25 protein-coding genes and 1 pseudogene are annotated in these 24754 nt (G+C 74.2%); 18 read left to right on the top strand and 8 right to left on the bottom strand.

The window, feature by feature from the left end:
- Positions 1-28 precede the first annotated feature (28 nt).
- A complete protein-coding gene (locus Sdi02f_RS10120) occupies positions 29-1081 on the bottom strand; it encodes an intradiol ring-cleavage dioxygenase (protein WP_108933116.1) in 1053 nt (350 codons plus the stop codon).
- A gap of 228 nt (positions 1082-1309) precedes the next feature.
- Here Sdi02f_RS10120 and mshB point away from each other — a divergent pair, with 228 nt between their 5' ends.
- The 6 genes and pseudogenes from mshB to Sdi02f_RS10150 all read left to right on the top strand — a co-directional run bounded on the left by mshB (position 1310) and on the right by Sdi02f_RS10150 (position 7256).
- On the top strand, positions 1310-2203 hold the full coding sequence (mshB, locus tag Sdi02f_RS10125) for an N-acetyl-1-D-myo-inositol-2-amino-2-deoxy-alpha-D-glucopyranoside deacetylase (RefSeq protein ID WP_108933117.1): 894 nt from the start codon (positions 1310-1312) through the stop codon (positions 2201-2203).
- Positions 2200-2622 (top strand): DUF6113 family protein, encoded by a 423-nt coding sequence (locus Sdi02f_RS10130; protein WP_108933118.1) that lies wholly within the window; start codon positions 2200-2202, stop codon positions 2620-2622. Before mshB ends, Sdi02f_RS10130 begins: the two co-directional genes overlap by 4 nt.
- Before the next feature lie 155 nt (positions 2623-2777).
- Positions 2778-5084, top strand: coding sequence for a hypothetical protein (locus Sdi02f_RS10135; protein ID WP_108933119.1), 2307 nt, complete (start codon positions 2778-2780; stop codon positions 5082-5084).
- A 164-nt stretch (positions 5085-5248) separates the two neighbouring features.
- Positions 5249-5482 (top strand): annotated as a pseudogene (locus tag Sdi02f_RS10140) (ABC transporter permease); the annotation flags it as partial.
- Complete coding sequence (locus Sdi02f_RS10145) at positions 5479-6645, top strand: sensor histidine kinase (protein WP_030400743.1); 1167 nt, start codon at positions 5479-5481, stop codon at positions 6643-6645. The pseudogene Sdi02f_RS10140 and the gene Sdi02f_RS10145, both read left to right, overlap by 4 nt.
- On the top strand, positions 6642-7256 hold the full coding sequence (locus Sdi02f_RS10150; protein ID WP_030400742.1) for a response regulator transcription factor: 615 nt from the start codon (positions 6642-6644) through the stop codon (positions 7254-7256). The genes Sdi02f_RS10145 and Sdi02f_RS10150 overlap by 4 nt, the downstream gene beginning before the upstream one ends.
- A gap of 91 nt (positions 7257-7347) precedes the next feature.
- On the opposite strand, the gene Sdi02f_RS10155 is transcribed toward Sdi02f_RS10150, so the two are convergent.
- Both Sdi02f_RS10155 and Sdi02f_RS10160 read right to left on the bottom strand, forming a co-directional pair.
- Complete coding sequence (locus Sdi02f_RS10155) at positions 7348-8223, bottom strand: transglutaminase-like domain-containing protein (RefSeq protein ID WP_030400741.1); 876 nt, start codon at positions 8221-8223, stop codon at positions 7348-7350.
- Positions 8224-8373: 150 nt separating this feature from the next.
- Positions 8374-9390 (bottom strand): GNAT family N-acetyltransferase, encoded by a 1017-nt coding sequence (locus Sdi02f_RS10160; protein ID WP_108933120.1) that lies wholly within the window; start codon positions 9388-9390, stop codon positions 8374-8376.
- Positions 9391-9530: 140 nt separating this feature from the next.
- Here Sdi02f_RS10160 and fdxA point away from each other — a divergent pair, with 140 nt between their 5' ends.
- Both fdxA and Sdi02f_RS10170 read left to right on the top strand, forming a co-directional pair.
- Complete coding sequence (fdxA, locus tag Sdi02f_RS10165; protein WP_003973842.1) at positions 9531-9851, top strand: ferredoxin; 321 nt, start codon at positions 9531-9533, stop codon at positions 9849-9851.
- Positions 9852-9972: 121 nt separating this feature from the next.
- On the top strand, positions 9973-11070 hold the full coding sequence (locus Sdi02f_RS10170; protein ID WP_030400739.1) for a bifunctional succinyldiaminopimelate transaminase/glutamate-prephenate aminotransferase: 1098 nt from the start codon (positions 9973-9975) through the stop codon (positions 11068-11070).
- Positions 11071-11162: 92 nt separating this feature from the next.
- Here Sdi02f_RS10170 and Sdi02f_RS10175 read toward each other — a convergent pair whose 3' ends face one another.
- Both Sdi02f_RS10175 and Sdi02f_RS10180 read right to left on the bottom strand, forming a co-directional pair.
- Positions 11163-11594: an ATP-binding protein gene (locus tag Sdi02f_RS10175; RefSeq protein ID WP_108933121.1), complete on the bottom strand. Its 432-nt coding sequence runs from the start codon at positions 11592-11594 to the stop codon at positions 11163-11165.
- 282 nt (positions 11595-11876) lie between these two features.
- The gene (locus Sdi02f_RS10180) at positions 11877-12857 is read right to left on the bottom strand and encodes a VldE C-terminal domain-containing protein (protein WP_078869361.1); all 981 of its coding nucleotides are present in this window, start codon (positions 12855-12857) and stop codon (positions 11877-11879) included.
- Positions 12858-12940: 83 nt separating this feature from the next.
- On the opposite strand from Sdi02f_RS10180, the gene dapE reads away from it, so the two are divergent.
- Positions 12941-14020, top strand: coding sequence for a succinyl-diaminopimelate desuccinylase (dapE, locus tag Sdi02f_RS10185; RefSeq protein ID WP_030400736.1), 1080 nt, complete (start codon positions 12941-12943; stop codon positions 14018-14020).
- Between the two features lie 116 nt (positions 14021-14136).
- Positions 14137-14895 carry an LOG family protein gene (locus Sdi02f_RS10190; RefSeq protein WP_108933122.1) on the top strand — a complete coding sequence of 253 codons (759 nt, stop codon included), beginning with the start codon at positions 14137-14139 and terminating at the stop codon, positions 14893-14895.
- A gap of 29 nt (positions 14896-14924) precedes the next feature.
- On the opposite strand, the gene folP is transcribed toward Sdi02f_RS10190, so the two are convergent.
- Positions 14925-15797, bottom strand: a complete 873-nt coding sequence (folP, locus tag Sdi02f_RS10195) for a dihydropteroate synthase (RefSeq protein WP_031082558.1) — start codon at positions 15795-15797, stop codon at positions 14925-14927.
- 157 nt (positions 15798-15954) lie between these two features.
- On the opposite strand from folP, the gene Sdi02f_RS10200 reads away from it, so the two are divergent.
- Complete coding sequence (locus tag Sdi02f_RS10200) at positions 15955-16314, top strand: DivIVA domain-containing protein (protein ID WP_053665387.1); 360 nt, start codon at positions 15955-15957, stop codon at positions 16312-16314.
- On the top strand, positions 16311-16895 hold the full coding sequence (locus tag Sdi02f_RS10205; protein ID WP_030400732.1) for a DNA-3-methyladenine glycosylase I: 585 nt from the start codon (positions 16311-16313) through the stop codon (positions 16893-16895). The genes Sdi02f_RS10200 and Sdi02f_RS10205 overlap by 4 nt, the downstream gene beginning before the upstream one ends.
- A 42-nt stretch (positions 16896-16937) precedes the next feature.
- On the opposite strand, the gene chcB is transcribed toward Sdi02f_RS10205, so the two are convergent.
- Positions 16938-17747 (bottom strand): 2-cyclohexenylcarbonyl CoA isomerase, encoded by an 810-nt coding sequence (gene chcB, locus Sdi02f_RS10210; protein ID WP_450176003.1) that lies wholly within the window; start codon positions 17745-17747, stop codon positions 16938-16940.
- A 354-nt stretch (positions 17748-18101) separates the two neighbouring features.
- Here chcB and Sdi02f_RS10215 point away from each other — a divergent pair, with 354 nt between their 5' ends.
- On the top strand, positions 18102-18269 hold the full coding sequence (locus tag Sdi02f_RS10215) for a DUF3117 domain-containing protein (protein ID WP_003966491.1): 168 nt from the start codon (positions 18102-18104) through the stop codon (positions 18267-18269).
- Positions 18270-18366: 97 nt separating this feature from the next.
- On the opposite strand, the gene Sdi02f_RS10220 is transcribed toward Sdi02f_RS10215, so the two are convergent.
- Positions 18367-19065, bottom strand: a complete 699-nt coding sequence (locus Sdi02f_RS10220) for an O-methyltransferase (protein ID WP_078869359.1) — start codon at positions 19063-19065, stop codon at positions 18367-18369.
- Positions 19066-19367: 302 nt separating this feature from the next.
- Between Sdi02f_RS10220 and sigE the strand changes: the two genes are divergently transcribed.
- The 5 genes from sigE (at position 19368) to Sdi02f_RS10245 (ending at position 24665) form a co-directional block, all read left to right on the top strand.
- Complete coding sequence (gene sigE, locus Sdi02f_RS10225) at positions 19368-20036, top strand: RNA polymerase sigma factor SigE (RefSeq protein ID WP_030400729.1); 669 nt, start codon at positions 19368-19370, stop codon at positions 20034-20036.
- Positions 20033-21022 (top strand): anti-sigma factor family protein, encoded by a 990-nt coding sequence (locus Sdi02f_RS10230; protein WP_053665383.1) that lies wholly within the window; start codon positions 20033-20035, stop codon positions 21020-21022. Before sigE ends, Sdi02f_RS10230 begins: the two co-directional genes overlap by 4 nt.
- A gap of 94 nt (positions 21023-21116) precedes the next feature.
- A complete protein-coding gene (locus Sdi02f_RS10235) occupies positions 21117-23126 on the top strand; it encodes a trypsin-like peptidase domain-containing protein (protein ID WP_108933123.1) in 2010 nt (669 codons plus the stop codon).
- A gap of 146 nt (positions 23127-23272) precedes the next feature.
- Positions 23273-23746, top strand: a complete 474-nt coding sequence (locus Sdi02f_RS10240; protein ID WP_030400726.1) for a sec-independent translocase — start codon at positions 23273-23275, stop codon at positions 23744-23746.
- Between the two features lie 247 nt (positions 23747-23993).
- Positions 23994-24665: a hypothetical protein gene (locus tag Sdi02f_RS10245; RefSeq protein ID WP_030400725.1), complete on the top strand. Its 672-nt coding sequence runs from the start codon at positions 23994-23996 to the stop codon at positions 24663-24665.
- The last annotated feature ends 89 nt before the right edge of the window (positions 24666-24754 follow it).

A 24754-nucleotide genomic window follows, 5' to 3' on the forward strand; every position in this document is an offset into this window, starting at 1 on the left:
AGCGGCCGCGGGGTGGTGGCGGCGAAGGTCAGCCGGACGACGCCGACGGCTGCGGACCGCCCGGTGCTCCCGAGGGGGCCCCGCTCGGCGGCGGGCCGGACGGGGCACCCCCGGGCGGTGCGCCGGTCGGGGCCCCGCCGGACGGGGCGCCCTCGCCGCCACCGCCGGGAGCGTTGCCGCCGGTGGGCTCGGTGCGGGTGTCGATCGGGACGGTCAGCTTCGCCGTGTAGCCGGCCTTCACCGATCCGCTCACGGCCGCGAGCTGGTGGACGCCGCCGTCGTCGCCGAAGACGTTGTCGGTCTTGAGGGTCAGCTCGGCGAGGTTGGCGACGGAGGACTCGTACCCGTCGGTGGCGAAGACGGTTTCGCAGACGCTCCCCGGCAGCGCCATCTGGGACGTGGACAGCCGCTTGTCGTAGTCGGTGACGGAGTCGAGGCCGGGGTAGACCTCGAAGTGGACGTGGGGCCAGCGGCCCGGGTAGCAGGCGGGGAAGACGCTGACGAACCGCACCCGGCCGTCGTCGTCGGCGACCTGGACGCCGCGCAGGTAGTTCTCGTCCTCGATCCCGCTGGAGTAGAGGGAGTAGTTGCCGTCCCGGTCGCACTGCCAGGCGTAGACGGCCGCTCCGGCCAGTGGCCCGCCGCCGTCGGCGAGGTCCAGCAGGGTGAACTCGAAGGTGAGGGGGATGCCCGGGGCGGTCGTCGTCGAGTCGCCGAAGCTGGAGCGGATGTCCTGGCGGACGATGCCGTCCCGGTCCAGGACCTGGACCCCGTTGGTGCCGTCGGCCGGGTAGGGACCGTTGGTCTCGTCGGGGATCTCGGCCGGACCGGACGAGGACGAGGAGGCGGACGAGGAGGCGGAGGCCCTGTCCGAGGCGCCGCCGGCGGAACCCGAGCCGCACGCGGCGAGCGCCGCCATGCCGCCGACCCCGCCGAGGAGGGACAGGGCCCGCCTGCGGGAGACGAGTGTGCCGAGGTCGAACCTCAGCCCCTGGTCGACGACCTCCTCGTCGGGCCGGGGCAGTGGCCGCCCCTGGTAGGCGGGGCCGTCGGGGGTCTGGTGGGCTTTCGGCTCGCGCATCGAGCGCCTTCCGTCCGGAGGTGACAGGTCCACGGGGCCGCACCGGGCCCCGGGAGCGGGCGCCGGTGCCGACCCGCCGCCCAGCCTGGCAACGCCGCCCATGAGCCCGCTCGGCGCAGCTTGTGCGTCGGCTGTGAACGGCTGCTCCCGGGCCCGCCCCGCCGGGCCGGTCCACGGACGGTCGCCCGTGTGACGTGACCGGCCCCGCGGCCTCATAGGGTGGAGCCCATGACGGAACTCCCCGGCCGGCGTCTGCTGCTGGTGCACGCGCACCCGGACGACGAGTCGATCAACAACGGCGTCACCATGGCCCGGTACGCGGCCGAGGGCGCGCACGTGACGCTGGTGACCTGCACCCTCGGCGAGCGGGGCGAGGTCATTCCGCCCGGACTCGCCCACCTGTCCGGGGCCGCTCTGGGCGGGCACCGCAGGGGCGAGCTGGCGGACGCGATGCGCGCGCTCGGCGTCGACGACTTCCGGCTGCTCGGCGGGCCGGGACGCTTCGCCGACTCCGGGATGATGGGGCTGTCCGACAACGGCGACCCCGGCTGCCTGTGGCAGGCGGACGTCGACGCCGCCGCGGCCCTGCTCGTCGACGTCGTCCGCGAGGTGCGCCCCCAGGTGCTCGTCACCTACGACCCCGACGGCGGCTACGGCCACCCCGACCACATCCAGGCCCACCGCATCGCCATGCGCGCGGTGGAACTGGCGGCCGAGGCGGGGTGCCCCGTCGCCAAGGTCTACTGGAACCGCGTACCGCGCTCCCATGCGGAGGCCGCCTTCGCCCGGCTCCGGGACGAGCTGCCCGGCCTGCCGTTCGAGAAGGCGGCCGGCGTGCAGGACGTGCCGGGCGTCGTCGACGACGCGGTGATCACCACCGGCATCCACGGCGAGGGCACGCCGTACGCCGCCGCCAAGGCCGCCGCGATGCGCGCGCACGCCACCCAGATCACGGTCGCCGAACCGTACTTCGCCCTCTCCAACGACCTGGCCCAGCCCCTCCTCACCACCGAGTACTACGAACTGGTGCGCGGCGAGCGCGGCGACGTCGGCGCGGACGGGCGCGAGAGCGACCTGTTCGCCGGGATCACCACGGCCCCCGGGAGCGGGGTGACCTCGTGAGCAGCCGCAACGAGCCCACGGGCTCCGCACTCGCCCAGCCGCTGCGCCCGCCCTCGGTGGGACGGGCCCTCCTGTACGTGGGCCTCTTCGTGCTCGGTGCCGTGCTCGCGGTGGCGGGCGCGCTGGTGCAGCCGGCCTGGTTCCCGGGCGGGCTGCTGCTCGCCCTGGCCGCCGAGGCGGGACTCTGTCTCGGCGCGGGCCGTGCCGTGGGGCGCCGGGCGGGGGCCGCCGCGCCCGCCCTGGGCTGGGCGCTTGCCGCGGTGCTGCTCACCACCAGCCGTCCGGAGGGCGACTTCCTCTTCGCCGCCGGCATCGGCTCCTACCTCTTCCTGCTCGGCGGGATCGCCATCGCTGTGATCTGTGCCACCCTCGCGCCGGTGCGGCAACCGGACGGCGACCGAGTCCGACTTCGCAAGTGACGTACCGCTTCACCGTGCCGCGGGCGTGCGAGTCCCGTGTGGGTTTCCCCGGCGGTCACGGGATACGCGTGAGAAGTGGCCAGTATGGTGGTGCGCGCCGCCGAGCCGCCCGCTGAAGGCGTGACGGGCGGCGGAGCCAATCGGGAGAACCTGCCTTGAGTCGTGAAACTGACAGTTCGTCCTCCGGGCCCCACGGGCGCGGCGGAGCCGCCTACCCCTCGGGCACCCCGCCCTACGGGACACCCGCGGCTTCCGACGCCGGTGCGGACGCGGGCCGTTCGGCCACGCGACCGGAGGAGCGCAAGACCGAGACGACGCTGACGACCCGGATCCGGATCAACATCCCCGGGTCGCGGCCCATCCCGCCGGTCGTCGTGCGCAAGCCCGTCACGGACGGCGAGGAGGCCGCCGGGAGCGCGGAGGCGACGACGACGGGCGAGCGGCCCGCCCCGGCGCCGAGCGCCGCCGCACCCGCGAGCCCTCCCGAGGCTCCCGCGGAGCCGGCCCAGCCCGCCGAGGAGAAGCCGACCAGCGACTGGTTCGCGCCCCGCAAGTCGGGTCAGGGCAAGGGCACTCAGGGCGGCGGTTCCACCAACGGCGCCGGTCTGCCGGGCGGTTCCGCGGCGCCCGCCGCGGGCCAGGGCGCGGCTCCCGCGGGCGCGGGCGCTCCCGGCGCCGGTGCGCGACCGGGCGGCGGGAGTGGCCGTCCCGGTGGCGTGGTCGGCTCCATGAACGCACCCGGCGGTCCCCGGCCCGGATCCGCGGGCGGCGCCGCCCGCTCCGGTGCGACCGGGGGACCCGTGGCGCCCGGCCACGGTGGCGGCACCGGCTCCTTCGACGTGACCGAGGCGCTGGCGGCCGGCCCGCTGGGCAGCAACGGCAACGGCAGCAGCAACGGCAACGGCGCCCGGCCGGGCCCCGGCACCGGCGGTACGCCGGGCCACGCCGACCGGCCGGGCTTCGACCAGCCGGACTTCACGGGCCAGGGCCGCACCGACCAGGGCCCCGGCGCCCCCGGCGGCCAGCACAACGGCCTGAACGGGCAGTCCCCGTACGGCGTCGGCCCCCAGGGCCCGGCGGGCCCGACCAGCGGCCCGGCCACCGGCGACAGCCGGCTGACGCCGCCCCCGGTCGGAGACCTCGGCGGCCTCGGCCTGTCCGGTGGGCCCGGAGCGCCGGCCGGACAGAGCGCGTCCGCACCGAACGGCCTGCGCGGCCCCGGCGGACCGACGGGCGCCGGAGGACCCGGCCCGGGCCCCGACGCGAGCCGTCCCGGCCCCGGCGGCGGCCTCAGCGACGACACCGCGATCCTCACCCCGCAGCGCCCGGCGAGCCCCGGCACCGGCAACCCGGACAACGTCTCCGGCAACACCGTCACCAGCGGCATCCCCGTCGTACCGGGCGAGCGCTCCGATCCGTTCCGGGCCGCGCCCGGCGACGGACCGCTGCCGCACACGCCGCCCAAGCTGCCCGAGCCGGTCTCCACGCCCCCGGCCGGCTCCGCCGAGCCCGCCAGGAAGAAGGGGCGCAGGAAGCTCCCGCTGCTCGTCGGCGGCCTGGTCGTCGTCGCCGGTGTCGCCTACGGCGCCGGTCTGCTCATGAACCGCTCCGACGTGCCCAAGGGCACCACCGTGCTCGGCGTCGACATCGGCGGCGGCACCCGCGACGACGCGGTCGAGAAGCTGGACAAGGCCCTCGGCGCCCGCGCGGCCAAGCCGCTCAAGCTCACCGTGGGCGGCGACACCGTCTCCCTCAAGCCCGACCAGGCGGGTCTCCAGCTCGACACGCAGGCCACCGCCAGCGACGCGGCGACGAGCGACTACAACCCGGTGTCGGTGATCGGCTCGCTCTTCGGCCAGAAGCGGGTCGTCGAACCGGTCATGCCCGTCGACGAGGAGAAGCTGCACGCCGCTCTGGAGGGCGCCGCCGGTGGCGCCGGGTCGGCGACCGAGGGCACGATCAGGTTCGAGTCCGGCAGGGCCGTCCCCGTGTACGGCAAGGCCGGGCAGGGGATAGACGTCGCCAAGTCGACCGAGGCCGTGCAGAGCGCGTACCGCGCCCAGGTGGAGACGGGTACCGCCACCGCGGTGAGCGTGCCGACGACCACCAAGCAGCCCACGGTCTCCAAGGCCGAGGTCGACCGGATGATGAAGGAGTACGCCGAGCCGGCGATGTCGGCCCGCGTGACCGTGCAGACGGACGCGGCCCACTCCGTCCCGCTGAGCCCCGAGAAGTCGCTGTGGAAGTTCCTCAGGGTCACGGCCGTCGACGGCAAACTGGTCGACAAGCCCGACCTGAACGCCCTCAAGGAGCTCTACGGCCAGACTTTCGACGGCGTGCTCATCACCCGCGCCAACGGTGACAAGACGCCCGTCACGCCCCAGGACGTGTACGGCGCCATGCGCCAGGCCCTGAAGAGCAAGACCGACCGGGTGGCGGTCATCGACACCAACCCGAGCTGACGTCACGTCGCACCACGGCAGGGGCGCCCGGCACTCGCCGGGCGCCCCTGCCGTCGTACGGCGGCCGTACGGCGGTCGTACGGCCGCCCGCACACGGTGCCGCATGACATCTGTCATCCGGCACCCGGGACGGCCGGCACTGCCGCCCGCCCGCCGCGGCCACGATGTACTTCGGCCTCTCCCTGCTCGGCGGCCTGTGGATGCCGGCCACCACCTTCCCGCGGTGGCTGCAGGACGTCGCCGAGTGGCTGCCCACCCACGCGTACGCTGCCCTCGGGCGGACGATCGAACAGAGTCACGCCCCGCACGCACAGGACCTCGCCGTCCTCGCCGTCTCCTTCGTGCTCTTCACGGGCGGCGCGGCCTGGCTGTACCGGAAGGACACGCTGAAGGCGTGAACGGCGTCGGCATCGGGCAACGCCCGGAGAACCGCAGGCAGAAGACCGTCAAGGTCATGTGGACCGCCATCTGGCTGGCCTACCTGGGCGCCCCCGTCAACGACCTGCTGCACGGCGGTCACGCCGTGGGCGTCCAGGTCCTCGGCTGGCTCGGCCTGCTCGGCTTCGTGGTCTGGTACATGCTGCTGATCTTCCGCACCGGGCGCGGCGACCGGACCCGCCTCGTCCTCGGCTCCCTCGCCGTCCTCGCGGCCGAGTCCACGGTCCTCGCCCTCAGCCTGGGCCGCGAGTGGCTGGTCCTGTTCGTGTACGTCGCGATCGCCTCCGGCGCCGCCCTGCCGCCGCGGCTGGCCCGCTGGACGATCCCGGGCGCCTCGGCGCTGCTCACCGCGCTGGCGCTGGTGGTGCCGGGCGGGACCTCCTTCATCGCCGCACTGCTGCTCCCGGCGCTGCTGGGCGGCTTCGCGATGACCGGCGTGCGCGAACTGATCCGGACCACCATCGCGTTGCGCGAGGCCCGCGCCACCGTCGCCCAGCTCGCCGCCAACGAGGAACGGCTGCGCCTCGCCCGCGACCTGCACGACCTGCTCGGCCACTCGCTCTCCCTGATCACCCTGAAGAGCGAGCTGGCGGGCCGCATGCTCCCCGCCCACCCGGACAAGGCCGCCCAGCAGGTCGCCGACATCGAACAGGTCAGCCGCCAGGCCCTCGTCGACGTCCGCGAGGCCGTCACCGGCTACCGCCGCCCCCGCCTCGCCGCCGAACTCGCCGGCGCGAAGGTCGCGTTGACGGCGGCCGGTGTGGTCGCCGAACTCCCCGGCGAACCGGACCGGGCCGGTGTCCCCGAGGAGTCCGAGGCGGCCCTCGCCTGGGCCCTGCGCGAGGCGGTCACCAACGTCGTACGGCACAGCGGCGCCCGGCGCTGCGTGGTGGAGCTGCTGCGGCGCCAGACGCTGGACGGCGCGGTGCTGGAACTGTCGGTGGAGGACGACGGCTCCGGCGGCCCCACCCACGCGAACGCCCCCGGCAACGGCCTCACCGGGCTCGCCGAGCGGCTGGAGAAGGTGGGCGGCGGGCTGGAGACGGACGCGTCCCGCCGGGGATTCCGGCTGGTCGCCCGCGTCCCCGCCGACGGAGCCGCCGACGTAGGATCCGGGGCATGAGCCGCACGATCAAGGTCCTGCTGGCCGAGGACCAGGCGATGGTCCGCGAGGCACTGGCCGCCCTGCTCGGCCTGGAGGAGGACATCGAGGTCGTCGCCCAAGTGGCCCGCGGCGACGAGGTGCTGGACGCCGCCCGCGCCCACGGCGTGGACGTGGCCCTGCTGGACATCGAGATGCCCGGGGCGACCGGCATCGAGGCGGCGGCGCTGCTCCACCGCGAACTCCCGTCCGTGAAGCTGGTCGTCCTCACCACCTTCGGGCGCCCCGGCTACCTGCGCAGCGCCATGGAGTCCGGCGCCGACGCCTTCCTGGTCAAGGACGCCCCCGCCGCCCAACTCGCCGAAGCGGTACGCAAGGTGCTGGCGGGGGAGCGGGTCATCGACCCGACCCTGGCGGCGGCGGCCCTGGCCGAGGGCGCCAACCCCCTCACGGACCGCGAACGCGAGATCCTGCGCGCGGCAGCCGACGGCTCCACCAACGCCGAACTCGCCACCGCCCTCCACCTCTCCCAGGGCACGGTCCGCAACTACCTCTCCACGGCCATCCAGAAACTGGCGGTCAGGAACAGGACGGAGGCCGTACAGGTGGCCAGGAACAAGGGCTGGCTGTAACGCGCCGCTCTCGCCGGGGGCGGCCGCGATGCCGCCCGTGCGGCGCGGTCGAGCGCCCCCCGGCCCGCCCGAACCCGCACGCGCCGAACGCTCAGTTCAACATCGCCCGCGCCGCCCGGGCCTCCCCCCGCACCTCCTCCGCAACGGCCCGGTCCACGGCCCCCACCACCTCGGCATACGCCTCCAACTCCCCGGCCCCCGCCGAGAACTCCCCCCGCTGCACCAGCAACCGCGCCCGCTCGTACCGCAACCGCGCCGCGTGCGCCGGCAGCAGCAGCGCCAGCTCGATCGCCCACAGCCCCACCGCCGACTGCTCCGGCCGCCCCGCCGCCCACGCCCGGATGTTGTTCAGCACCCGCGACACCACCTCCAACGGCGCCGCAGGCTCCAGCATCGACTCCCGCAGCTCCGCCCCCGTCGCCCCGGCGACCAGTGTCTCCGCGTCCCGGCCGCTGAGCAGCCGCCCCCCGTCGAACGGATCGACGAGCACCCGCTCGGCCGCCGTGCCTCCGCCCTCCGTCCCGAACCCGACCACGAAGTGCCCCGGCAGCGCGACCCCGTAGACCGGCGCCCCCGCCCGCCGGGCCACCTCCAGCCACACCACCGACAGCATGATCGGCAGCCCGCGCCGGCGCCGCAGCACCTCGTGCAGCAACGACGACTCCAGCCGCTGGTAGTCCGCGGCCACCCCGTGGAACCCGTACCGCCCGCCGAGCAGGTCCCGCAGCGCCTCGGCCCACGCCCGCGGCGTACCCGGCCGGAACGGCAGCTCCCCGGCCAGCCGGTCCAGTTCCACCTGGGCGGCGTCCAGGGCGGGTTCGTCCAGCGCCCCGTCCGCCTCCGCGCCCACCAGCAGGCACAGCGTGGCCAGGTCGGGCCGCTCGGACCGCGCCTCTTCGGCGAACCGCCGCCGCACTTCGGCCGAACGGTCCGGCGACGGGGGCTGGGGAGGACGGGGATGGCGCATGGCGGGCCGGTGCCCTTTCACAGTGGGGTCGATACGGGGGCGGGACGGGACGGGACGACGCCGGGCGGGCGGGGCGGGAGGGACGGTACGACGCCGGGCGGGCCGGGGCGAGGCGGGACGACGCCGGCCGAGGCGTGGCGGGGCGATCGGCTACCGGTCCGTCCCGGCGTCCCCGGGCTCCCGGTAGTGGTGGTAGGCGTGGTGCGCGGCGAAGCCCGTCCCGGCGTACAGCGCCCGGGCCCCGGCGTTGTCCGTCTCCACCTGGAGCCACGCCGCCGACGCGCCCTCGTCGAGCGCCCGCCGGGCCAGCGCGGACATCACGGCGGTCGCGAGCCCCCGGCGCCGCTGCGCGGGGTCGACCTCGACGGCCGCGAAGGAGGCCCAGCGCCCGTCCACGACACACCGCCCGATCGCCGCCGGAACCCCCGCCGCGTCCGCCCCCGGCACCGTGGCGAACCACACCGACGGTCCGCCGCCCAGCACCCGCAGGGCCACCTCGCTCACGCCCTTGCGCTGGTACCGGGCCAGCCAGGCCTCGTCCGCCTCCCGGGACAGGACCACACCGTCGCCCCCGGCCCGGTCGGCGACCGGTGCGAGCGCGCCGGTCCACACCTCCGCCGTCACCTCCCGCACCCAGCCCCGCCGCTCCAGCTCCGCGCACAGCAGCTCCTGCGTGCCGACGGCGCCGGTGGCGGTCTGGACGTACGCGGGCAGCCCGCGCTCGCGGTACCAGCGCCGTACGGCCGTCAGCGCCCCGTCGAGCGGGAGCCCCGGATCGCCGAGCGGCAGCACGGAGTTGGCTCGCCGGGTGAAGCCTCCGGCCGCCCGCAGCTCCCACGCGCCGAGCCGTTCGCTCTCCACCGGGGGCCAGGCCCGCGCGGCGGCCCGCGCCAGCTCCTCGTAGGACGCGGCGGGCCCGCGCCTGCGGGCGGGTGCGGGCGGCACGACCTTCCCGGCGACCAGACCGGACTCGGCGACCCGCACGGTCTCGCCACTCTTTCGTGTGATCAGCAGCACACCATCGGTCCACGATGTGAGAACACCAACCGTGTCGGTGAACTTCTCACCTGCGACACCAGCGTGGCCCAAGCGCCGTACGGAGACTCGTTTGCCCACGTCAGCAGCGGTGATACGGACCTCAAGCCGTCCTGCGGCAGAGATTTCCACGGGTCTGTCCACCCCTCCTGTTCGGATCATGCCCAAGAACGGAGATACTAGGGGCGGGCATCGACGACGCCGCGCTCCCGCGCGCCAGGCGGCGGAGCCTACGGAGGCCCGCCAGCGCCCTATCGAGGAGGAACGACAGCGTGACCTACGTCATCGCGCAGCCTTGTGTCGACGTGAAGGACAAGGCGTGCATCGAGGAGTGCCCGGTCGACTGCATCTACGAGGGCCAGCGGTCCTTGTACATCCACCCGGACGAATGCGTCGACTGTGGTGCCTGTGAGCCGGTCTGCCCGGTCGAGGCGATCTTCTACGAGGACGACACTCCCGAGGAGTGGAAGGACTACTACAAGGCGAACGTCGAGTTCTTCGACGAGCTCGGCTCGCCCGGCGGCGCCAGCAAGCTGGGGCTGATCGAGCGCGACCACCCGTTCGTCGCCGCGCTGCCGCCGCAGAACCAGTAAGAGCGGCCCCGCACACGCGCCGCCTCGGTCCCGTACGGCCCGGTCACTCCGATCGGCGCCGCACGGGACCGAGGCGTTTGCCGTAGCACCGGGCGCCGACGAGGAAAGGGAGCCACCCACCGTGTCCGCAGTCTCCGACCGTCTTCCCACCTTCCCCTGGGACAAGCTGGAGCCGTACAAGAAGACGGCCGCCGCCCACCCCGGCGGCATCGTCGACCTCTCGGTCGGCACCCCGGTCGACCCGGTCCCCGAGCTGATCCAGAAGGCCCTGGTCGACGCGGCGGACTCCCCGGGCTACCCGACCGTCTGGGGCACCCCGGCGCTGCGCGACGCGATCACCGGCTGGGTCGGGCGCCGCCTCGGTGCCCGCGACGTCACCCACCGCCACGTGCTGCCCATCGTCGGCTCCAAGGAACTCGTCGCCTGGCTCCCGACCCAGTTGGGCCTCGGCCCCGGCGACAAGGTGGCCTTCCCGCGCCTGGCCTACCCGACGTACGAGGTCGGTGCCCGCCTGGCCCGCGCGGAGTACGAGGCGTACGAGGATCCGACCGCTCTCGACCCGGCGGGCCTGAAGCTCCTGTGGCTCAACTCCCCGTCCAACCCGACCGGCAAGGTCCTTTCGAAGGCCGAGCTGACCCGGATCGTGGCCTGGGCGCGCGAGCACGGCGTCCTCGTCGTCTCCGACGAGTGCTACCTGGAGCTGGGCTGGGAGGCCGACCCGGTCTCGGTCCTCCACCCGGACGTCAACGGCGGTTCGTACGACGGCCTGGTCGCCGTGCACTCCCTCTCCAAGCGCTCCAACCTCGCCGGGTACCGCGCGGCCTTCCTCGCCGGCGACCCGGCGGTCCTGGGCCCGCTCCTGGAGATCCGCAAGCACGGCGGCATGATGACCTCGGCGCCGACCCAGGCGGCCGTGGTGGCGGCCCTCGGCGACGACGAGCACGTCCGCGTCCAGCGCGAGCGCTACGCGGCCCGCCGCACCGTCCTGCGCGAGGCCCTGCTCGGCCACGGCTTCCGCATCGAGCACAGCGAGGCCAGCCTCTACCTCTGGGCCACCCGCGACGAGTCCTGCTGGGACACGGTCGCCCACCTGGCCGACCGCGGCATCCTGGTGGCCCCGGGCGACTTCTACGGCCCCGCGGGCGACCACTTCGTCCGCGTGGCCCTGACCGCGACGGACGAACGGGTCCAGGCAGCGGCAGCCCGCCTGAAGCCCTGACCCCGGCCGCGGGCGTCGTTCCGACCCGGAACACACGAACGCCGGGGTCCAGGGAGCGCATCCCGGACCCCGGCGCCGCTGCGGCCCGGCGCTCAGCCGACCGGCAGCCCCTGAACCGGCAGCCCGCCCTTGCCCAGCGCGTCCGTCGGCAGGCCGCCCTTCGTGGCGGTCGCCGCCGTGTCACCCACGATGTCCCCGGCGGCGCCCGCCGCACCCCCCGCGGCGTTCTGCGCGGCGGGCGTGGCCTTCTTGACGACCGATCCACCGGTCTTGCCGGCGGCCGGCACGGCCTTCTTGACGGCCTTGCCGCCGGTGTCGCCCGCGGACTTGGTGACGCTCTGCGCCGCGGAGTCGACGGTGTTGCCGACGTTCGCCCCGTCCAGGGCGGTCAGCCCCCCGAGGTTCGGGGTGGCCGGAAGTTTGGGAGCCGCGCTCGCGGAGCCGGCCGCACCGACCCCGGCAGCCGCTCCCGCAGCGACGAGCAGCGCGGCACGGGCGATCCGGCGGGTCAGGGGGAGGGACATGATGCTCCTTCGACGGAAGTCAACGATGATCGTCCGGACTCGGACGCAGTGACTACCGCTCGAGAGCCGCGAAGGTTGCGGCGGCCCAACGTAAAGAGTTGGTAATGCGTCGCATTATCAGGTGCACAGAAAAACGGGCAAAAGGGCGGCGGTCGGAAAGTCTGCTGAATCCTTACGGCCCTTGATTTTCCTGGGCTCCCGCGCGTTCGGGGGTGAGTGTGCGAAAACCCGTGCTCCGCGCCGACGCGGTCACTCTCCAGGCCGACGGTTCGTACGGGCGAACTACCGGGCGGAGGTGATCCGCACCGGCCCCGCCGCCCGCTCCGCCCCCTTGGCGCCCGTCGAGCCCTTCGGGTACCACTTGCTGTCGGTGTTGCCCGCGGTCCACTCCCGGCCCGCATAGGTGACCCGCTGGATGCGCAGTGACGAGGCGTTGGCCACCGCCCAGTGCGCCACCTGCCAGCCGCGCCGCTCGGCCTCCCGCTGCCCCTTCGCTCCGGTGCCGCCGGTCACGGGCACGGTCACGGTCCGCTCGTCGGGGGCGCCCGCGGACCGCGAGGCGCCGGTGCCGGCGTCCTCACCCGCGGACACCTGCGCGCCGGCCGGTGCGAGCACGGCGCGCCCGAAGTCCCGCACCAGCGCCGCGCGTACCGCCTCCGGACCCTTCCGGGGCGCCGAGCCGGGGCGCCCGTCGCAGGTCAGCGTCGCCGCGGAGCGCCCGGTGAGCGCGGCGGCGAGCAGCGCGGCGTCCTGCTCGTGCTTGGCGTACGCGTACGGGAAGGCACTGCGCTGCACACGCTGGGCGGCGTCGGTCAGCGGAAGGTCCAGATACCCGGGAACCTTGACCAGGTGGTCGTAGAACAGGCCCGCCGAGTACACCGGATCCATGATCTCCTCGGGCTTGCCCCAGCCCCACGAGGGCCGCTGCTGGAACAGGCCGAGCGAGTCCTTGTCGCCGTGGTCCAGGTTGCGCAGCGACGACTCCTGCATCGCGGTCGCCAGGGCGATCGTCACGGCCCGCTCCGGCAGTTGGCGCGCGGTGCCCACGGCGGTGATCGTCGCCGCGTTCACCGCCTGCTCCGGCGTGAACGCGTACGCCCTCCGGCCGTCCTCGCCCGAGACCACCTTGCACCCGGGGGCGCCCGCGCCCCCGGCGACGTACTGCACGGCCAGATAACCGGCGACCGCGAGGAGGGCCATGGAGGCGGCGCCCGAACGGGCGAGGCGGCCACGGCGTTTGCGGGGAGGGGACGGCTGGAGCACGCGTACAAGGTACTGGAGGGTAAGGTCCGGTGTCCCCCGGGTGCGCACACTGCCCGAAGGGGCAGGGCGCTAGGGTCGGGGCCATGGCCGATACCCCGCTTGACCTCACGCTGGACGCCGCGGAGCTTACCGCGCGGCTCGTCGACCTCCCGTCCGAGAGCGGCACCGAGAAGCCGTTGGCGGACGCGATCGAGAGCGCCCTGCGGGCCCTGCCCCACCTCTCGGTCGAGCGGTACGGCAACAACGTCGTCGCCCGTACGGAACTGGGCCGCGCCGAGCGTGTGATCCTGGCCGGCCACATCGACACGGTGCCGATCGCCGGCAACGTCCCCTCCCGGCTGGACGAGGACGGGGTCCTGTGGGGCTGCGGCACCTGCGACATGAAGGCGGGCGTCGCCGTCCAGCTGCGCATCGCGGCCACCGTTCCCGCCCCCAACCGCGACCTGACCTTCGTCTTCTACGACAACGAGGAGGTCGCCGCCGAGCTGAACGGCCTGAAGCACGTCGCCGAGGCCCGCCCCGAGTGGCTGGAGGGCGATTTCGCGGTGCTCCTCGAACCGTCCGACGGCCAGGTCGAGGGCGGCTGCCAGGGCACGCTGCGGGTGCTGCTCAAGACGTCCGGCGAACGGGCCCACTCGGCGCGCTCCTGGATGGGCTCCAACGCCATCCACGCCGCCGCCCCGATCCTCGCCCGCCTGGCGGAGTACGAGCCGCGCCACCCGGTGATCGACGGCCTGGAGTACCGCGAGGGCCTCAACGCGGTCGGCATCACCGGCGGGGTGGCGGGCAACGTCATCCCCGACGAGTGCGTCGTCACGGTCAACTTCCGCTACGCCCCCGACCGCAGCCCGCAGGACGCCCTCGACCACGTGCGCGAGGTCTTCGCCGACTGCGGCGTGACGGACTTCGTGGTGGACGACCACAGCGGTGCGGCCCTGCCCGGCCTGTCCCACCCGGCCGCGGCCGCCTTCGTCGAGGCGGTGGGCGGCACCCCGCAGCCCAAGTACGGCTGGACGGACGTGTCCCGCTTCTCCGCGCTCGGCGTCCCGGCGGTCAACTACGGCCCCGGCAACCCGCACTTGGCGCACAAGCGCGACGAGCGGGTCGAGGTGGCGAAGATCCTGGCCGGGGAGGAGCGCCTGCGCTCCTGGCTGACGGCCTGATCCGCCGGGGCCCACCGCGTTTGTGCCGCTGCGTGGCGGACATGCTGAGGTCCCTCGCACGTAACCCGCGTAGATCTACGCTGAGGTGGAAGAACCCGCGACTGGAGGGAGCACGCATGCCTACTGGCAACCCCGAGGGCAAGAAGCAGCCACCGGAGGAGCAGCGCCTGGGTCCCGTCCTCCGGCGGCGGGGCCAGGTGCAGGGGAGCACCACGGACCAGCGGCTGCTGGACGAGCGTGCTCCGACGGACTGGGTGCACACCGACCCCTGGCGGGTGCTGCGCATCCAGTCGGAGTTCATCGAGGGCTTCGGCACGCTGGCCGAACTTCCGCCCGCCATCAGCGTCTTCGGCTCCGCCCGTACGCCGGCGGACTCGCCCGAGTACGAGGCGGGCGTGCGGCTGGGCCGCGGCCTGGTGGAGGCGGGCTTCGCCGTCATCACGGGCGGCGGTCCCGGCGCCATGGAGGCGGCCAACAAGGGGGCCCTGGAGGCGCAGGGCACCTCGGTCGGCCTCGGCATCGAGCTGCCCTTCGAGCAGGGGCTCAACCCTTACGTCGACATCGGCCTGAACTTCCGTTACTTCTTCGTCCGCAAGATGATGTTCGTGAAGTACGCGCAGGGCTTCGTCGTCCTGCCCGGCGGCCTCGGCACCCTGGACGAGCTGTTCGAGGCCCTCACCCTGGTGCAGACCCAGAAGGTGACCCGGTTCCCGATCGTCCTCTTCGGCTCCGCGTACTGGGGCGGCCTGGTCGACTGGCTCCGCGGCACCCTGGTCGCCCAGGGCAAGGCCGCCGAGAAGGACCTCCTCCTCTTCCACGTCACGGACGACGTGGACGAGGCGGTGGCCCTGGTCTCCAAGGAGGCGGGCCGGTAGAGCGGCCGGCCCCGGGCGGGGGCCACGGCCTACGCCAGCCCCCGCCGGGCCACCGCGGGCTCCCGGTGCCCGGCGATCGCCGACACCATGTCCAGGACCTGGCGGGTCTCCGCCACCTCGTGGACCCGGTAGACCCGCGCCCCCAGCCACGCCGACACCGCCGTCGTCGCCAGCGTGCCGATCACCCGTTCCTTCACGGGGCGGTCCAGCGTCTCCCCGACGAAGTCCTTGTTGGACAGGGACACCAGCACCGGCCACCCCGTCTCCACCATCTCCCCGAGCCGCCGCGTCGCCTCCAGGCTGTGCCGCGTGTTCTTGCCGAAGTCGTGCCCGGGGTCGATCAGCACCGACTCCCGCGGCACCCCGAGCCCCACCGCCCGCTCGGCCAGCCCCAGGGTCACCCGCAGGATGTCGGCCATGACGTCGTCGTACGCCACCCGGTGCGGCCGGGTCCGCGGCTCGGCGCCGCCCGCGTGCGTGCACACCAGCCCCACCCCGTAGCGGGCCGCGACCTCCGCGAGCTTCGGGTCGACGCCGCCCCACGCGTCGTTCAGCAGGTCCGCGCCCACCTCGCACACGGCCTCGCCGACCTCGTGCCGCCAGGTGTCGACGCTGATGACGACGTCCGGGAAGCGCCGCCGCACCTCCGCCACGAAGCCCACCGTGCGCCGCGCCTCCTCCGCGGCCGACACCTCGTCCCCGGGACCGGCCTTCACCCCGCCGATGTCGATGATCGCGGCGCCCTCGGCCACCGCCTGCTCCACGCGCGCGAGGGCGGGCTCGTCGCGGAAGGTCGCCCCCTGGTCGTAGAAGGAGTCGGGGGTCCGGTTCACGATCGCCATGATCACCGGCTCGTGCGCCGTGAACTCACGCCTGCCCAGCCTGAGCGTCCCCTGTGACATCTTCTCGTCCATACCCGTTCTCTCGTCCCGCTCTCGACCCCGGGTGCGCGGTCCTTCGACGGCCGCGGCCCCGACTGTCAGACTCGCATGGCACGATCGGACCCGACACAACGACTCGTACTCCGGACTCAACCGACCCGACCATGGGGGCCCAGCGATGGTCATGTTCCTGTTCCTCGTCATCGCGCTGGCCGTCGTCGTGGCCGCGGTGACGCTCGCCGTGGTGGGCGGCGGCGACAGCGGGCCGCTGCCCGACGCCGCGCCCGAGCGGGTGCGGGACGTGCTGCCGCCGGACCGCCCGGTGGGCCGCGGCGACGTGGAGCGGCTGCGCTTCCCGGTCGTCGTCCGCGGCTACCGCATGGCGGAGGTCGACGACGCCCTCGGCCGCCTCGACGCCGAACTGGCCGAGCGCGACGCCCGGATCGCCGACCTGGAGTCCGCGCTGGCGGGCGCCCGCACCGCGGCGGCCCACCGGCCCGTCGTCATGGACAAGCAGACCCCCGAGGAGCGGCAGTGAGCGCCGGGGAGGCCGTCGCGGGCCCGGACGGCGCGCTGCGCTGCCCCTGGGCGCTGTCCACCGAGGACTACGTCGCGTACCACGACGAGGAGTGGGGCCGCCCCGTCCACGGCGACGACGCCCTGTACGAGCGGCTCAGCCTGGAGGCCTTCCAGTCCGGCCTGTCCTGGATCACCATCCTGCGCCGCCGTACCGGCTTCCGCAGGGCCTTCGCGGGCTTCGCGATCGCCGAGGTCGCCGCCTTCACCGACGCGGACCGCGCGCGCCTGCTCGCCGACACCGGCATCATCCGCAACCGCGCCAAGATCGACGCGACCCTCGCCAACGCGCGCGTGCTGGCCGAGTGGGCCCCCGGCGACCTGGACGAGCTGATCTGGTCGCACGCCCCGGATGCCTCCGGACGGCCGGTCCCCAAGACCCTCGCGGACGTCCCGGCCGTCACACCGGAGTCCACGGCGCTGTCCAAGGCCCTGAAGAAGCGGGGCCTGCGCTTCGTCGGCCCGACGACGGCGTACGCGCTGATGCAGGCGTGCGGGCTGGTCGACGACCACCTGGCGACGTGCGCGGCCCGCCGGACCTGAGCCCCCGCGCGCCCGCCACCGCCGCACGCCGCGTCCGGCCGCCTACCGGCCCAGGTACGTCGGCTTCTGCTTCTCCACGAACGCCCGCACCGCGATCGCGTGGTCCTCCGAGGACCCCGCCCGCGACTGCAGCTCGTCCTCCTTGTCGAGCGTCTCGGAGAGCGAGTGCGTCATCCCGTAGGCCACCGCCTCCTTCAGCGCCGCGTACGCCACCGTCGGCCCCTCGGCCAGCGCCCGCGCCGTCTTCTCGGCCTCGGCGCGCAGCTCGGCGGCGGGCACGACCCGGCTCGCGATGCCCAGCTCGTACGCCTCCTGCGCGCCGATGCTGCGCGGGAAGAGCAGCAGGTCGGCGGCGCGCCCGGGCCCGACGACGCGCGGCAGCGTCCAGGAGATTCCGGAGTCCGCGGTGAGCGCCACGCCGGCGAAGGACGTGTTGAACGCCGCCGTGTCCGCGACGATCCGGTAGTCCGCCGCGAGCGCGAACCCGAGGCCCGCGCCGGCCGCCACGCCGTTCACCGCCGCGACCACCGGCTTCTCGGCCCCGGCGAGCGCCCGCACGATCGGGTTGTAGTGCTCGCGCACCGTGCTCATCGTCTCGCCCGAGCCGCTCTCCCGGTCGGCGGCCAGCAGCCCGACGTGCTCCTTGAGGTCCTGGCCGACGCAGAACGCCCGGTCCCCGGCGGCGGTCAGCAGCACCGCCCGTACGGCGTCGTCCGCCGCCGCGGAGCGCACCGCCTCCCGGAGCGCGACCTTGGTCTCGATGTTCAGCGCGTTCATCGCCTCGGGGCGGTTGAGCGTGAGCGTCGCGAGCCCGTCGCGCACCTCGTAGAGCACGGTGTCGGCCATGGGGATCCCCTCCGTGTAGCGGCGTGCAGTGGCGTGTGTCCGGGAGACAGCATGACGGAGATCACCGGGAACGGATCGCCCGGGCGATGTGACCTGCGTCAAAGAATTCCGGTCCGTATCCATTCGGCGGAAGTAGGAGAAGGCGCGCAGTATCGCAGTCACATCGCCGAATTGAGTGGTTTTGCTCGCGTGCGTTGCCCAAGCGATGCCGACTGATGTTGGTCATCGGGTCCTGGGATGCGGGATAATGGCTGGGAAGCAATGTGTTCGATGCCGGTGTCGCGCGTCCAGGCCGGATTGCGCGTGCCCTCAGGGGCCGTCGGCGGTGACGGTGAGCTGGTATCAGGAAGGGGAACGAGCATGGCGGCCATGAAGCCGCGGACGGGCGACGGCCCGCTCGAGGTGACCAAGGAGGGGCGGGGCATCGTCATGCGCGTTCCGCTCGAAGGCGGCGGTCGACTCGTCGTCGAGCTGACCCCCGACGAGGCCGACGCGCTCGGCGACGCCCTCAAGAAGGTCGTCGGCTGACGCGCGAGCGACCATACCCTTCAGTCGCCCCGGTACCCCACATGGTGCCGGGGCGATTGTTCTGCACCACGCATGTCCCGGCGTCCCGCGCATTCTGTCAGCGCTTCACGGCGCACAGCAGCCCGTCGCCTGCCGGAAGCAGGGACGGCACCAGTTCCTGGCTCTCCCGCACCGCGCGCAGGAGTTCCCGTACCCGCAGCACCTCGGTTGGCTGCGGTCCGGAGTCGATGGTGCGGCCGGCGCCGAAGACGCCCTCGAAGGCGACGAGACCCCCCGGACGCAGCAGACGCAACGATTCGGCGAGGTAGTCCAGGTATTCCAGGCGGTCGCCGTCGCAGAAGACGAGGTCGTACCCGGCGTCCGCGAGCCGGGGCAGCACGTCCAGGGCGCGGCCGGGGATGAACCGGGCCCGGTTGCTCGCGAACCCCGCGGCCCGGAAGGCCTGGCGGGCGAACTGCTGGTGCTCCGGCTCCGGATCGACCGTGGTCAGGACGCCGTCCGGTCGCATGCCCTGCAGCAGATGGATCCCGGAGACCCCGCAGCCGGTGCCGATCTCCGCGACCGCCTTGGCGTCCACGGCGGCGGCGAGCAGCCCCAGGGCCGAGCCCGTGCCCGGGGTCACCGAGCGCAGGCCCGCCTCGCGGGCCCGGTCGCGTGCCCAGAGCAGCGCGTCGTCCTCGGCGACATAGGCGTCGGCGAACGCCCAGCTCGTCTGCCGGTTGGCGGTAATGACCCTCTCCTGTCCCCGTCGTTGCCTCGGCGTGACTGTATCCGTTGGCGTCGGGAACCCGCAGATGGGACCAGTCGTTCAAAGGGGGAAGCAAAGAGACGGATGCGGAGACGGCCGAGCGGCCGGGGCCGCGACGGGGAGGGGCGGCGATGGACCAGGGCGTCGAGCGGGTGGCGACCCGGCCGGACGAGCCGTACCGGCCTCGATCAAATTCTCGTAAAACCGCTTATCCGGAGCTAACGGGCGAGGTGGCTATGGTAGGGGCTCCACTGGACACCACCAGAGCCGACAGGGGAGGTGCGGCCGCGCCCGCGGATCGGGGCGGAGTGCTGCGGCGCTTCCTCGGATCGGCAGGCAGGCCGAAATCCGTGAACGACACCGCTGCTGACCACCGCCACGCCGACCGTCCCGCGGGACACGGCCAGACCGCGACCTTCACCGGCGACGCGGACGGGCCTGCGTGGACTCCGCCCTCCTGGGAGGAGATCGTCAGCACCCACAGCGGCCGGGTCTACCGCCTCGCCTACCGCCTCACGGGCAATCAGCACGACGCCGAGGACCTCACCCAGGAGGTCTTCGTCCGCGTCTTCCGCTCCTTGTCGACCTACACCCCGGGCACCTTCGAGGGCTGGCTGCACCGCATCACCACCAACCTCTTCCTCGACATGGTCCGCCGCAAGCAGCGCATCCGGTTCGACGCGCTCGGCGACGACGCGGCCGAGCGGCTGCCCAGCCGGGAGCCCACCCCGCAACAGCTCTTCCACGACGCCCACTTCGACGCGGACGTCCAGCAGGCCCTGGACACCCTCGCGCCCGAGTTCCGCGCCGCCGTCGTCCTGTGCGACATCGAGGGGCTGTCGTACGAGGAGATCGCCGCGACCCTCGGCGTCAAGCTCGGCACGGTCCGCTCCCGCATCCACCGCGGCCGTTCCCAGCTCCGCAAGGCGCTCGCGCACCGTTCCCCGAAGGCGCGGGCCGACCGTCGCTCGTTCGCGGCCGGTGTTCCCGCGCTGGGAGGAGGGGGCACGAGCGCGTGAGTGGGTCACGGCCTGACTCCGAGGGTCACCTCGCGGAGCAGCATCTGGGAGACCGACTCTCCGCCCTGGTGGACGGAGAGCTCGGTCATGACGCGCGTGAGCGCGTGCTGGCGCACGTGGCGACCTGCCCGAAGTGCAAGGCGGAGGTCGACGCGCAGCGCCGGTTGAAGAACGTCTTCGCCGAGGCGGCCCCGCCGGCCCCCTCCGAGAGCTTCCTGGCCCGCCTCCAGGGGCTTCCCGGGGGCGGTGACGCGGACGACGGCGGCTCGCCGTTCGCCGGGCTGCCCGGCTTCGGAGCCACTACGCACTCCGGCGTCTTCGGCACCGGACCGGGCGAGCGGTTCGAGTTCGACTACGTCCCCGCCCGGCCGCACGCCCCCGTCCTGTCGGCCTCCTCCCAGGGCCGGGCCGGCTTCCGGATCCACGACGTGGGCAAGCAGGAGTCCGAGCGCTCGGCCTCGCGGGGCCTGCGGATCGCCTTCGCCGCCGCCGGAGCGGTGTCGCTGGCCGCGCTCGCCCTGGGCGGCGTCACCCTCGGCACACCGGACACCAGCACCGAGGCACGCGGCTCGGGCAGCGGCAGCAACGTGACGCCGATGCGCACCCCGGGTTCGGCGGCGGCCACCGGCTCCGAGAGCCAGCGCCGCCGCACGGCCGGCCCTCTGCTCGGGCAGGGGCAGCGCATGCTGGGCGACACCCCCGTCGCGCCCACCACGGCCGCCGCCCCGCTGCTGCCCGGCATGCCGGCCCCGGCCGGAGGCGACCTCCGCCAGCAGGCCGTCCGGGCGCTGACCACTCCGGTGACCGCCGGCGCGGCCGTCATGTCCCCGCTGATACGCCCGCTGGAGGCGGTCCCGCCGCTCTCCCTGAGCTCCTGGTCGGCGAGCGACGAGGTCAGGCCGCCCGGTCTGCTCGCCGCGCCCGACCCGGCCCCGTCCCCCTACCCCGCGGCCTCCCCGGCCGCGTCCTCCCCTCCGGTTCGCTGAGGGGATCTGCGCGCCGGTCCGCGAACCTGATTGAATCCGGGGTGGCGCCAGAGCCCTTGGAGCCGACGATCTGCGGCCAGCTGCGGGGGAGAAGATGAACGAGGGGAAGCCCACGAAGGCGAAGTGGTGGAGTCGTCCCCGCTCGTCCGAAGACGCACCCGACGGCGACTTCGAACTGGAACGCCCCCGCCCGGCCCGTCCCGCGGCAGCGGGCACGGACACCGGCGCGGACGCGGCCCTCGACGACCGGCGTGCCGAGACGGGTGACTTCGAACTGGAGCGCCCCGTGGCGCCCCGCGCGGCCGACGAGGGGGACTACGAACTGGACCGGCCCGAGCGGAAGGAACCGGCGGACGCCCCTCCGCCGCCGCGCGCCGGCACCGGCACCCCCGCCGGACCGGCAGGGGAGACGGGCGGACCGGAACCCGAGGAGTCCGGCCCCGCCCCGGCGGCCGACGACGCCCCGGCCGCCGAGCGTCCCAAGCCGCTGCACGAACCCGACCCGTACAGCACCCCGCCGTACGGCGAGCCGGGCCCCTGGGCCCCCGCTCCGCCGGTCCAGCACCCGGCGGCCACACCGGCGCACGGCACCGTGACGGCACCGCACGCACCGGCCGTACCCGCACCCGCGACGGCACCGGCGGCCTCTCCGCCTCCGGGCGCGGCACCCGACCCGGCGTTCGCCGAGGCGCCGCCTCCGATACCGGGGGCGGGCCAGGGCCGGCACCCGGCGGCCCCCGTCCCGCCGTACGCCACGGCAGCGCACTTCGCCGCGCCCACCGCTGCCCCTGCCGCTGCCCCCACCGCGGCGCCCGCCGCCCCGCCGGCCTCCGACCCGGCAGCCGCCCCGCCGTCCGACCCGTGGGCAGGGCCGACGGCCCCGCCGTCCGGTGCCGACCCCGCCGCCGATCCGTGGGGGCGTTACGACCCCTGGGCCGCCTCCGCCGTCCGGCACCACGAAGCGGCCGACCCGACGCCGACGCAGCGACGCCGGCGCAGGGCCAGGACGCTCGTCGGCGGGGCCCTGCTCATCGCCCTGGTCTCCGGCGGCCTCGGCGGCGCCGTGGGCGCGTACCTGGAACGCAACGGCGGCGTGGGGACGGTCGAGCTGCCGCAGGCCGCCCCCGAGGCGGCCGAGCGGGCTCCGGACAGTGTCGCCGGCATCGCCGCGCGTGCCCTGCCCAGCGTGGTGACCCTGCACGTGAGCGGCAGCGAGGCCTCCGGCACCGGCACCGGCTTCGTCCTCGACGACCGCGGCCACATCCTCACCAACAACCACGTCGTGGAGCCCGCAGGCTCCGGCGGCGAGATCACCGTGACCTTCAACAGCGGCGACACCGCCGAGGGCACGGTCGTCGGCCGGGACAGCGGGTACGACCTGGCCGTGGTGAAGGTCAAGGGCGTCAAGGGCCTCACCCCCATGCCCCTCGGCAACTCCGACAGCGTGCGCGTCGGCGACCCGGTCGTCGCCATCGGCGCCCCCTTCGACCTGGCCGGCACGGTCACCTCCGGCATCATCAGCGCCAAGGAACGGCCCATCACCGCGGGCGGCGAGGAGGGCGACGGCAGCGACGTCTCCTACGTCGACGCCCTGCAGACCGACGCGCCCATCAACCCGGGCAACTCCGGCGGCCCCCTGCTGGACGGCGCCGGCCGGGCCGTCGGCATCAACTCCGCCATCCGCTCCGCCGACAGCGGCAGCGCCGAGTCGGACGGCGGCCAGGCCGGTTCCATAGGGCTCGGCTTCGCCATCCCCATCAACCAGGGCAAGCGGGTCGCGGAGGAACTGATCAACACCGGCAGGGCCACCCACCCCGTCATCGGCATCACCCTCGACATGGGCTACGCGGGGGACGGCGCCCGCGTGGGCGCCAAGGGCAGTGACGGCGGAGCCGCGGTCACCCCGGGCGGTCCCGGCGCGAAGGCGGGCATCAAGCCGGGGGACGTGATCACCGCGGTCGACGGACAGCGGGTGCACTCCGGCGAGGAACTCATCGTCAAGACCCGTGCCCACCGCCCCGGCGACCGCCTGGAACTGACCCTGGAACGCGACGGCAAGGAGACGAAGGTCTCACTGGTGCTCGGCTCCGCGGGCGGGAGCTGACCGACGGGCAGGACCCGACAAGGGGCCAGGAAGGCAAACAATTCGGAAAGCGGTCACGTACACCCGCCCGGCAGCCCCGGGACGGTACCGGCCGGCCGGGGTCGGCGGGTACCGTGGTGCCGGCCCGGACTTTCAAGGAGCTTCAGGTGTTCAATGACATAGGCGCACTAGAGCTGGTGACGCTCGTCGTCCTCGCCGTGCTCGTCTTCGGTCCGGACAAGCTCCCCAAGGTCATCCAGGACGTGACGCGCACCATCCGGAAGATCCGGGAGTTCTCGGACAGCGCCAAGCAGGACATCCGCCAGGAGCTGGGCCCCGAGTTCAAGGACTTCGAGTTCGAGGACCTGAACCCCAAGACGTTCCTCCGCAAGCAGTTGGACAACGACGAGCTGGGGCTCAAGGAGATCCGCAACGGCTTCGACCTGAAGAAGGAGATGGCCGAGGTCGCCGACGCGGTCCACAGCCGTGACGCGGAGTCCTCGGCCTCCGGCTCGTCGTCCTCCGGCTCCTCGGGCTCCGCCGGTTCCGGCAGCGGCCGTGTCGACATGTCCAAGAAGCCCGGCCCCTCCGAGAAGCCCGCCGCCGACGACCGCCCGCCCTTCGACGCGGACGCCACCTGATCCGGGCCCCGCACGCGGCCCCACGTCCGGCCCACGGCCGCCCCGTGCGTCGCGAACGTGACGTGTCTCATACTCCGGACGGGGCGCGCAAGCCCTGAAGACGACGCCCGCGCGGCCCACGCGCCGGGCGATTCCCCGGCTGCCGCCAGTGGTGTGGCTATGCTGCCCGAGTTGTTGTGCGGACCGGACGAGTGCGCCCGAAGGGGGGCGGGCACGGTCCGACGAGAGCGAGGAGGCGTCCGGGCACATGGAGACGACGAGTCGGGCAGTCGCACAGACGCCGGCCGCGGAGGGCGGACCCGGGTCCCCCTACGGCCGCCGTACGGTCGACGACTACCTGCGTGCGCCCTTCCCGTGGTACGGCCTCGACGAGGCCTTCACCGGGCCGCGCCGGCTGATGCAGGTCGGTACGGCGGCCGACGGAGCGGTGGAGCACGGTTCGATCGGGCACGGCGACGAGCCGTCGGTCCGCAACGAGCACGTGGCGGGCGACGAGCAGGACGCCAAGGAGAAGTTCGCGGTCGTCGTGACGGTCGCGGCCAACCCCGACCGGCGCAGCGCCGACGGCACCGGCCTGCTGGAGGCCACCTCGGTGTCCTCGGCGGCCTGGCTCGCCGGGGTGGGGCTGCTGTCCTTCACCTGGCCCGGCCAGATGGACCACTCGCTGCGCGACGACTGGCTGGAGCAGCAGACCGAGACCGCGTGGGTCCTCGCGGACGACCTCGAGGGCGAGGACTGGACGACGCTGTCCCTCCCGGTGGACGGCGTGCCCACGCCCTTCCACTACCGGGAGTCCGAGTTCGGCTGGGTGCTGGCCGGCTCCACCGGGCAGGGCGTCCACCTCGGCGCCTACGGACGGGGCATGAGCGCCTACGGGCTGGCCTTCGCCGTGGTCAAGGACATCGCCGCCTACGCCTAGCCGCGGCCCGTCCGGCAGCCGCGCGCGTACGACGAGGGGCGCCGTCCCGGCGGACGGCGCCCCTGCTTCCGTGCCCGTCCCCCGGCGGG

Origin of the sequence: Streptomyces ardesiacus, from assembly GCF_003112575.1 — a bacterium.
Taxonomy (GTDB): Bacteria; Actinomycetota; Actinomycetes; order Streptomycetales; family Streptomycetaceae; genus Streptomyces; species Streptomyces ardesiacus.